The sequence below is a fragment of the Paenibacillus sp. 01L418 genome, from assembly GCF_056400045.1.
Map to the genome: position 1 here is coordinate 1 of NZ_JBFTSN010000214.1, position 10,875 is coordinate 10,875.

The window sequence follows — 10,875 nt, forward strand, 5'->3', positions numbered from 1 at the left end:
GGGGATACGTGGGATAAGCCGATAAAGGGAAATATTGGGCAGCTTATTAAGCAGAAGCAAGCTAATCCTCATTTAAAAACAATTATTTCCGTCGGCGGATGGAGTTGGTCGAACCGATTCTCTGATGTTGCGGCCAGTATGGCCACAAGGGAGACATTCGCTAATTCAGCAGTAGACTTCCTGCGAAAATATCAATTCGATGGCGTTGATCTCGACTGGGAATATCCGGTGAGCGGAGGGTTAGCTGGCAATAGCGTGAGGGCTGCTGATAAGCAAAACTATACGCTGCTGCTTCAGAAGATTCGCGAGAAGCTTAATGCTGCGGGTGCGGCGGATGGTAAAACCTATTTGCTGACGATAGCATCAGGTGCAAGTCCGACGTATGCACAAAATACCGAGCTAGGTAATATTGCTGCGATTGTCGATTGGATCAACATTATGACATATGATTTCAACGGTGGCTGGCAAACCGTAAGCGCCCACAATGCTCCGCTGAATTATGATCCTGCAGCAGCAGCGGCGGGTGTTCCAAACGCAGCGACATATAACAGTGCGTCTGGCGTGCAAGGGCACTTGGATGCCGGTGTTCCAGCAAGTAAAATTGTATTGGGAGTACCTTTCTATGGTCGGGGCTGGGCCAATTGCGCAGCGACCGGTAATGGGCAGTATCAAAGCTGCTCTGGCGTGCCTGCGGGTACATGGGAAGCGGGGTTATTTGATTATACAGATCTCGAAAACAACTACATTAATAAAAACGGCTACACACGGTATTGGAATGATACAGCGAAGGTACCTTACTTATACAACGCTGCAAAACGTACTTTTATCTCCTACGATGATACAGAATCACTCGGGCACAAGACAGCCTTCATTCAAAGCAAAGGGCTTGGCGGTGCCATGTTCTGGGAGTTTAGCGGTGACCGAAACAAAGTTCTATTAAACAAGCTGGCGAGCGATTTGGCAGGATCCGGTAGTGCAGATATCATTGCGCCATCGGTACCGGGCAACCTTCAATCCACTGCAAAAACATCAAATAGTGTAACATTGGCTTGGGGTGCGTCCACTGACAACGTTGGCGTGACGGGTTATACCGTGACTTATGGTTCTACAAGCGTAAACGTCACAGGAACGAGCACGACAATTAGTGGGCTTACTGCTAATACAGCCTATACGTTTACTGTGAAAGCGAAGGATGCGGCTGGAAATATTTCGGGAGCGAGCAATGCGCTTTCGGTAACGACGAATCCACTTGCGGGAGACACAACCCCGCCAACAGCGCCAACGAATCTTCAAGTCACAGGCAAAACTTCATCCAGCGTAAGTCTTTCATGGAACGCATCCACTGACAACGTTGGCGTGACGGGCTATACCGTAACTTATGGTTCTACAAGCGTAAACGTCACGGGAACAAGCACGACAATTAGCGGTCTTGCTGCTAATACAGCCTATACGTTTACTGTAACAGCGAAGGATGCAGCTGGGAATATATCGGGAGCGAGCAATGCACTTCCAGTAACGACGAATCCAGCTGCGGGTGATACAACCTCGCCAACAGCGCCAACGAATCTTCAAGTCACAGGCAAAACATCCTCCAGCGTCAGTCTTTCATGGACAGCATCTACTGACAACGTTGGCGTAACCGGTTATACCGTGACTTATGGTTCTACCAACGTGAACGTCACGGGAACGAGCACGACAATTAGCGGTCTTGCTGCAAGTACGGCTTATACATTTACTCTAGTAGCGAAAGATRCCGCGGGCAATGTTTCGAGCGGCACATCAGTTGCCGCTACGACTGATGCAAACGGTGGAACGGTAAGTGCTTGGGCACCTAATGTAAGCTACAAAGCAAACGACCTCGTTACTTACGGAGGCAATACCTATTATTGTATTCAGCCTCATACGTCATTAGCTGGCTGGGAACCATCGAATGTGCCAGCATTATGGGGTTTGAAATAAGCAAGAGCAGCCGCCCTGCCTAAGGGCGGCTTTTTTTATTTTTTAAAGGCTAAATAAAAGGAATAATAAGTTGATTATTTATTCATCTCAAATAGAATCATTGAAGGTAAACTAGCATGCGTGTCGAAAATAGAAGTTCACACTCCCCATCCTCATTTCCTCCTTATTATTTGCAGTCTCGCATTTGCAATACTATACATTAAACAAATTAAGTGTAAGGTTTATGTTCTTTGCTTTCATAGGTGGGATCATCCTCATGCAAAAATAAGAGGAAACATCTTTATATAAGGAGAAGCCATGATGAAAAATTGGAACGACTACTTGCTGAAGAGTAAAATGTTCATCGTCTTCTCCGCGGTATCGCTGTTCATCGTCATGCTGACCTGTATTATTTTCTACTATAAAAATGTAAACGATATTAAAAATCAAACGTTATCGCTTTCCGACACGATTTCTCGGCAGTTCAGCCGAACCTTTGAGCTTTATATACAGGATATGGAGAAACTCTCTGTGTCCATTATTGGCGATCCAATTATTCAAGAAAGTTTAATTGATCATTACGGAATCCCGGAAGCCGTCACGCAGAACCAAATTGAACTGACGATTAACAAAAGGTTGTTCACTCATCTTCAGCCACGCCCTCAGCTCCAGAGCATTTATATTTTCACCACGGACGACATCGCATATTTTGTATCGAAGGCGGGGGGACCTAAGATAAGCTTCGATCTTCAAAGCGAGAGCTGGTATCAGAATCGGCTGGATATGCCCGGAGTCAAATTTCTGCTTCTTCCTGTCACAATAGAGAATACGGGCGGTGATCGTGAAGCTCAGGTGATATCCTTCGTACGGAACATCAGCCGCATACCCTACCTTGATGTTTTGGGCTATATGAAAATTAATATTAACGTTAATGTCATCAAGGACATGCTCGTCAATTCCGACAGCAACGACGTTGAACGGAATATGAGAGCGTTCATCATTACCGATGAAGGCAGCGTCGTCTATGACGACAGGAATGAGCTGACGGGCACCAATGACACTGGAATTGATCTATCCATCTTCCAAAGCAATCATGAATCGAATGAGGTGGTGTGGAACGGCGTGAGCTATATCTATACAACGTCGAAATCCTCCTATACAAAATGGAATACATTGATTCTAATTCCGAACGAATTCCTGCTGTCCAAGCAGAAACATTCTACTTATATTCTTTTTCTCGTTGGCCTGCTCGCGATGGGTCTAATTGCCTTTGTGTCCTATGTGCTGTCTTATCAGATGACGCTTCCGCTCCGTAATTTGATGAAAAAGATGGCACGTGTCGAGCAGGGGGATTTAAGCCAGAGAATGGAGGTGACTGGCAACAATGAGATCGGCCGTCTGAGCCGTATCTACAACAACATGCTCGATAGTATTACACGCTTAATTAGCGAAGTGTACACATCCAAATTGGCGGAGAAGAATGCGCAGCTATCGGCACTGCAGGCGCAGATCAACCCTCATTTTTTGTATAACACGCTTAACATTATGAAGTCTATCAGCAGGGTTCGAGGCATCGAAGAGGTTGCAGAAATGGCAGAATCGCTGGCTGAGCTGTTCAAATACAGTATGACAAATCTTCATCATCCTATCCCGCTGCATGACGAGATGGAGCATATAAGCAATTACATGAATATTCAGCAGCATCGATTCGGCAATCGATTTGAGTTCAATATGGAAGTGCCGGAAGCGCTGCTGCAAGCATCGGTGCTGAAGCTTACCGTTCAGCCGCTAATTGAGAACGCAATCGTTCACGGACTGAGCAAGGTCAAGTCAGGCGGTCGAATCGACATCGCTGTTAAGAGGCTTGGCAGTGAACTGATTATCGAAGTGTCCGACAACGGCTGTGGTATTGAAGAGGAACGCATCCACATGCTGCGCCGAAGGTTGGAGAGAGTACAGGCGGTGGACGCTTACGACGAGGAGGGGCAGGGGATAGGCCTGTCCAATATCGCACAGCGAATCAAGCTGTTCCACGGTAACAAATATGGCGTTGAGCTGATAAGTTCCCCTGACCGCGGAACGACGGTTAGGTTGACGTTCCCGTATGAACAATTCGTCAAGGTGAAGGGAGAGGCCGACTGATGAATATATTTTTGGTAGAAGACGAGCGGTGGGCGCTTGCGGAGCTCGAGGCCCTCTTTAAGCGATACGAGTCGCAGCATCGTGTGCTTGCGTTCGAGAACGGGGAAGATGCGCTGGAAGCAGCGAAATCCGTAGTCCCGCATCTCGTGTTGACCGACATTACAATGCCGGGCATTGACGGTGTGGAGCTGCTGGCTGAGCTTGGCCGCAGCCATCCGGACGTCAAAGGTATTATTCTCAGTGTCCATGACGATTTTGCTTATGCACAGCGAGGAATGCAAACTGGCGTGACGGACTACTTGCTGAAGCCTGTTAAGAAAGAGACCCTTTACAAGGCGGTAGACCGCTTGCTTGCGCGCATTGAAGACGAGTCACGCAGCCGGAGCGACCGTGTTGCGTGGTCACTTCTGCAGCGGCTRCTGGCGGCGGATGCGATGGAGCATGTTAAGCCCGCCGATGCTGAGCAGCAGCGTATGTTCATGGTGCTGCTGCTTCTGGAGAACTGGGCATCGCCGCTTACTTGGAAGGATGCTGGGCTTGAGGCATCGGATATTCTCTCGCATTTCGGGAGCGTCTTGAACAAGGAGCGGGATAGTCATTGCATTACGATTGACGGCCGCCGCAGAGTTCTGCTGCTGCCCGCTGGGAATGAAGCATTTACGCAGTCGCTAAAGACAAAGCTTCAATCGCTCTTCCAATATGTGAACACCCATGGCATTCTTCTCCATGTGAGCTTCACATTAAAGAAAGAGAACGAGAGTCTGAATCGCAGCTTCATCCGCCTTGGAAAGCAGCTTGAAGAGCATTTGCGAATCGGCGAGCCGACCTTGGCATCACCGGATATGAAGCTGGCTGCGCCTGATATTTCTGAAATATGGGTAAAGGCGCGTGCACTGCAAGCACAGGTTAAAGCGGGCGATATGGCAAGAGGACGAGATACGATATCGCGTATCGTCAAGGGACTGCAGTACAAAGAGGTCACCCAAAAGCAGCTGGTGCAGTTTGCTAGCGATCTGTTTTATTCGTTGAAGTTCAATTTGCAAGCAGAATCATCGATTTTACTGCAGGAGGATATGAGCCTGCTGCACGAAGTGACCGACTATGAGCCAATCAAGGAATGGCTTACGGCAGCAGTATTCGGGATTGCAGGGAAACACACATCAAAGGAACAGAAGCCAAAAGGGCTCATTCCGGTGTTGATGAACTGGATTCATGCCAACTATCAAGGCGACCTTTCCCTTCAGCAGTTTGCTTCTGATCATCATGTCAGTCTTGGACATTTATCCAGATTGTTCAAAAGCCAAACTGGCTACACCTTCTCTGATTATGTGAGCGGCTACCGGATTAGCAAAGCAAAGGAGCTGCTAGCCGACGGCACGTCGCGTCCGTCTGAAGTCGGCGAGCTGGTAGGTTACGACGATGCCAAACATTTCTCTCATTTGTTTAAGAGAATAACAGGCGAAACACCGACCGCCTTCGCAAAACGCAAAATGAGCGAATGATCCAAGTGCAAGCAAGCAGTTAGATGATATGCGGGCGATGCACTCTCGCAAGCTGGATGTCTCCTAGCCCGTACCACTTCCTGTTGTTAAAAGGAAAAATTCCCCCCTTAAAATAGCAAATGAGCAGGTATTCATCAAAAACATAAACCCTTAGACTGAAAATACGAGGGAACCCGGGCCCTTGGAACGGAAGCTCGCTCTTTATGGAAGCGTATTCATCACATTGTAACTTACAGCATCAGTGATGCAAAAAAGAGGCAACGATGGACGGCTGCCGAAAGGAGCAAGGGTCCATGCCTACAAAGGGAGGCTGCAGAACGATGAAACGAACGACTAGCCAAACACTCGCATTYATGACAAGCGTGATGATGATCTTGTTGCTGCTCGCTGGATGCGGCAGCAGCAACAACACCCCCTCTGCGACGAAGAACAACACCGGCGCTACGAACGGGAAAACGGACACGACAAGCGAACCTGCAGCGAAAACGACCTTAACGCTGATGGTAGGCAATTCAGGCACAACGCTCGAAGCGCTCAAGGCTGTTGCCACTGAAGCAGAGAAAAAGCTGAATATCACCATTGAGTATGACATCAAACCGGATGGCACGGAAGGCGACAACCTCGTCAAGACGCGTCTAGCAACAGGAGATATGTCCGACCTTCTCGTTTATAATACGGGCTCGCTGCTGAAGGCAGTTAATCCGGTGGATAACTTTCTCGACCTGACGAATGAATCGTTTATGGCGGACGTGCTTGATTCCTTCAAAACGGTCGTTACGGTCGATGGCAAGGTGTACGGTGCGCCCGTCGGATCAAGCTCCGCAGGTGCGATACTTTACAACAAGAAGGTGTACGGTGAGCTCGGATTAACTGTCCCGCAAACATGGACCGAATTCATGGCGAACAATGAGAAGATCAAAGCTGCGGGCAAAACCGCTGTTATTGCGTCCTACAAGGATACTTGGACGTCCCAGCTGTTTGTTCTCGGTGATTACTACAACCTGCAGGCGCAGGTTCCGAATTTCGCAGACGATTACACGAACAACAAGGCGAAGTACGCAACGACACCAGCGGCACTGCGCAGCTTCGAAAAGACGGAGGAACCGTTTAAAGCTGGTTACATGAATAAGGACTTCCTAGCTACAACGTATGACGTTGCTTTGAAAATGCTTGCCGATGGCACAGGTGTACACTATCCGATGCTGACTAGCGCACTTGATTCCATCTTGCAAAATAGCCCAGACAAGATCAATGACATCGGCGTTTTCCCAATACCGAGCGACAGCGCAGACGTCAACGGACTGACGGTATGGATGCCGAGCGGTCTGTATATCAACAAGAACAGCAAGAAAGTAGAAGCCGCCAAGAAGTTCGCGGAATATTTCGTGTCTAAGGAAGGCCAAGACATATTTGCCTCCAAAGTCAAAGCGGCAGGCCCCAATGTGATTAAAGGAATTGAGCTCCCTGACGATGCTTACGAGGGTGTCAAAGAAATGCAGAAATACTTCGATGAAGGCAAGACGGCACCTGCGCTGGAGTTCGTATCGCCGGTCAAAGGCCCGAACCTTGAGAACCTCACTGTCGCTGTTGGCAGCGGCATCACCTCCGCGCAGAAGGGCGCCGAGGATTATGACAAAGACGTACTGAAACAAGCGCAGCAGTTAAATCTACCGGGCTGGTAGAACGCCCGCCGCATGCGGGAATTCTAGTTGAAGACGGGGCTTCGCACAAAACGCTGCGGAGTCCGTTTTCTCCGGAAAGAAGGGGAGAGCCATGACCAAGCTGACGATTCGGACTTACTCTTATTTATTTCTTATTCCCGCATTTCTGATCTACTTCGTCTTTTACTTGCTGCCAACGGTATTATCGCTCTTCTTCAGTATGACGCGTTGGACGCTCACCGATTGGAATTACATCGGCTTCGACAACTATGTCACTTTTTTCTCAGAGACGGCGCTCAGCATCGGCTTCAGAAACACGTTAATTTATGCGGTTGTAACCTGCGGCCTCAAGGTCATCCTTGGCCTATTGCTTGGTGCGTTTCTCACTTCTAGCGTTTTATTTAAAAACTATTTGCGTTCTGTTATTTTCTTCCCAACACTGCTTAGCACGATCGCGGTCGGAATCGCCTTCTCCATTATGATGCATCCTTCGCAAGGGCTGATTAATACAAGTCTGGCTGTATTTGGTATTGACGGACCCGATTGGCTTGGCAATACAAAGATTGCGCTGTTGTCTGTTGCCTTAGTAGACGTATGGAAAGGTATAGGCGTTGCTACCGTTATTTATATCGCAGGCATTTCAGCCATTCCAGGCGAATATTACGAAGCGCTCAAAATCGATGGCGGGAGCAGCATGAACGCATTCAGGTATATTACCGTTCCCTTAAGCAGACCGGCGATGAATTCGGTCATTATACTCTCATTCATCGGAGGGCTCCGTTCCTTCGACCTGATCTGGGCCATGACGAAGGGGGGGCCGGGTTTCACGACCGACCTGATCGCCTCGATCATATACAAGCAGTATCAAGCGGGTTTTTATGGCCTAGCAACTGCGGGCAACGTCATCTTGTTTGTCGGTGTGTCACTGCTGGCGTTTCCTTTGTATAAGTACCTGACGAAAAGTGAGGTGCACTTATGAGCAACGAAATGAGCCGAGTGATGAATAAAGGCGTGGGCAAACCGCTGAACCGCGGCGAAAACAGGGGGATAAGCAGCGCAGCTAAGAGGATTATCGTTGCCGCGTTCTCGCTGGTGCTCAGCACCGCCATTTTTTGGATTCCGTTTTATTTTGTCATTATCAACTCCTTTAAAAATCAAGCTGAATCTGCACTTATGAATATGTCGTGGCCGAAATCATTTCATATTTTGGAAAATTACAGGGATGTGTTGACTGCTGCCGATCATATGCTTGTCCGCGCTTTTTATAACAGCATGCTGCTTACGGTATTATCGATCACTGTACTGATCATCGTCAGCGCGATGGCCGGATTTGTACTGCATCGCAGAGAAGGGGGGCGCTTTTCTTCCTTCTTAAACTTTCTAGTTTTGGCAGGTTTGATGATTCCGCCCGCGATCGTGCCTACAATCTGGGTACTCGACTCGATCGGCCTGTTTAAGACGCTGGCAGGCATCACTTTCGTGGAGGTTGCGCTGCACTTTCCGTTTGCAGCTATTTTGTACAAAGCGTTTGTGGCAACGCTGCCTCGTGAAATTGATGAGAGCGCCTTGATTGACGGCGCGGGCGGCGGGCGGCTGTTTTTTAGTATTATTTTTCCTCTGCTAAAGCCCGTTACTTCAACCATCATTGTGCTGGAATCGATAAACGTATTTAATGACTTTGTTAATCCGCTTTACTTCTTCCCAGGCTCCTCCAATGCGACGGTGCAATTGACGCTGTACAACTTCATGAGCCGGTTCACTACATCGTGGAATTTATTATTTGCCGATATTGTTCTGATCTCTATTCCGATGCTGATTCTGTTTATTTTCTTTAACAAAAAAATTGTAGCAGGCATGACAGCAGGCGCTATTAAGGGATAATCATGCATGGACTGCACCGCGTGAGCACAACAGAAATTCATTGTAAGGTAATTGATTTTGTCCTCATTCAGAGAGCCGCAGTCATTAGGATTGCGGTTTTTTTAGGATGCTTGGGGTGAATCGGTCGCTGCAAATTTCACTTCGTGAGAACGTTGATCGACCTAAGCTTACCAGCTGTCTGATGTAGATCCTAAATTGAGCCTCTCCTTTTTTAAAAGCAGTCTCGATCGGAAAGGTTTTTGTCCCGAACCGCCATGATTTGGACAGAAGGAGACAGTATGATGAACTTATAAAGCGTTTACAACTATGACGGCTTGGCGATTAGGCTATCGATATGATCTAGGAAATTCATTATCCAAATCAGAGGACGAAAGGAAGTTGAATATGGCGGTCAAAATCGGAATTGTAGGCATGAACGGGATCGGCAACAACCATGCGAATTGTTACAAGGAGGATGAACTGGCTGATGTCGTTGCGGTGTGCGATGTCATTAAGGAACGCGCCGACGCAGCTGCAGAGAAGCACGGTGTAAAGGCGTACTATACGCTTAAGGACATGATCGAGAACGAGCCTGATATTCAGGTGATCGATGTGACGACAGGCGGCATTGACAACGGCAGCTGGCATTTTGAACCGGCGATGGAAGCGATGTCTTACGGAAAGCACGTGCTCGTGGAGAAGCCGCTGTGCAACGATGTGCGTGAAGGCCGCGAGATGGTGGCATTTGCTGAGAAGCAGAAGGTGTATCTAGGCTGCAACCTGAACCATTATTTTACGCCGCCGGCGGAGAAGGCGAAGCAATATATGGAGAGCGGAGAGGTGGGCGAATTAATTTATTGTCTGGCTAAAATGGGCTTCAACGGCGGCGAGCTCAACTATGCGCTTGCCAGCTCGGATAAAGTGAAAGGCCACCCATACTTCCATATGCGGGCGTTCCTGACCCACCCATTCAGTGTTATGCGCCATTTCTGCGGTGATATTACGCACATCCAGACATTCTCCGACCGACCAGGCTTCCGCCGGAGCGCAGGCGATGTTATGGTGTCCATCAACAGTATCCATATGAAGTTCGCAAACGGTGCAGTTGGCTACCTATTGAGTCAGCGCGGCGATGCGGTCTATGGACTAGGCGGCTGGTGGAGTCTTGAGGTTGGGGGCTCGAAGGGGACATTCACCATTGAGAACTGCGTCGAGAAAGTATCGTTCTGGAAAGCAGACAAAGGCATTCCAGCGATCAGCGTTCCGATTGAGCCTGAAGTGACGGATTTCGGAACAAATGATTTCAACCGGACATTCAACCATCGTCTGCATGCATTTCTGGAGGATGTTGACAACAAGGTGTCTCCGGATGCGCTGCGCGCCAGCGGACGCGATGCGCTTGCTGTGCTGGAGTATGTGCATGCCGTACAGGAATCGTATGAACGTGGGGGAGAGGTCGTTCGTCCTCAGCCGCTGCCGCCGCTGCACGGTGATCCGTTTTATCTGAAATAATCTCAGTAAGATAGCTACTTTGTTGCTTGCGATTTCTATGTAGGTATTGCAGGAACATGAACTAATACATGTTTTACTAATCCATTATTCAGGAGGGCTCATTCATGATTAAACTGGGTGTCAATTCCGTACTGTTCAAAGAGTTCGACTTCGCTGAAGCGGCGAAGCATATTGCGGCATGCGGCTACGATGGTGTAGAGATTGCCGCTATTCAAGGCATGTGCGAGCATCTGGATCTCAGCCGCTGGAAGCAGCAGAAG

Annotated in this window: 7 protein-coding genes; all 7 read left to right on the forward strand. The window is 48.5% G+C overall.

Features of this window, described 5'->3' with window-relative positions; translation table 11 throughout:
• Positions 1 to 1,959: glycosyl hydrolase family 18 protein (locus AC1DSE_RS21645; RefSeq protein ID WP_477528166.1), on the forward strand; the 1,959-nt coding region annotated here is incomplete at its 5' end.
• A 297-nt stretch (positions 1,960 to 2,256) separates the two neighbouring features.
• Positions 2,257 to 4,080, forward strand: a complete 1,824-nt coding sequence (locus tag AC1DSE_RS21650; RefSeq protein ID WP_477509198.1) for a sensor histidine kinase — start codon at positions 2,257 to 2,259, stop codon at positions 4,078 to 4,080.
• The gene (locus AC1DSE_RS21655) at positions 4,080 to 5,582 is read left to right on the forward strand and encodes a response regulator transcription factor (protein WP_477509197.1); all 1,503 of its coding nucleotides are present in this window, start codon (positions 4,080 to 4,082) and stop codon (positions 5,580 to 5,582) included. The genes AC1DSE_RS21650 and AC1DSE_RS21655 overlap by 1 nt, the downstream gene beginning before the upstream one ends.
• Before the next feature lie 320 nt (positions 5,583 to 5,902).
• The gene (locus AC1DSE_RS21660; protein WP_477509196.1) at positions 5,903 to 7,264 is read left to right on the forward strand and encodes an ABC transporter substrate-binding protein; all 1,362 of its coding nucleotides are present in this window, start codon (positions 5,903 to 5,905) and stop codon (positions 7,262 to 7,264) included.
• 91 nt (positions 7,265 to 7,355) lie between these two features.
• Positions 7,356 to 8,222 carry a carbohydrate ABC transporter permease gene (locus tag AC1DSE_RS21665; RefSeq protein WP_430062355.1) on the forward strand — a complete coding sequence of 289 codons (867 nt, stop codon included), beginning with the start codon at positions 7,356 to 7,358 and terminating at the stop codon, positions 8,220 to 8,222.
• Positions 8,219 to 9,124: a carbohydrate ABC transporter permease gene (locus AC1DSE_RS21670; protein WP_477509195.1), complete on the forward strand. Its 906-nt coding sequence runs from the start codon at positions 8,219 to 8,221 to the stop codon at positions 9,122 to 9,124. Before AC1DSE_RS21665 ends, AC1DSE_RS21670 begins: the two co-directional genes overlap by 4 nt.
• A gap of 306 nt (positions 9,125 to 9,430) precedes the next feature.
• Positions 9,431 to 10,615 (forward strand): Gfo/Idh/MocA family protein, encoded by a 1,185-nt coding sequence (locus AC1DSE_RS21675; protein WP_477509194.1) that lies wholly within the window; start codon positions 9,431 to 9,433, stop codon positions 10,613 to 10,615.
• The last annotated feature ends 260 nt before the right edge of the window (positions 10,616 to 10,875 follow it).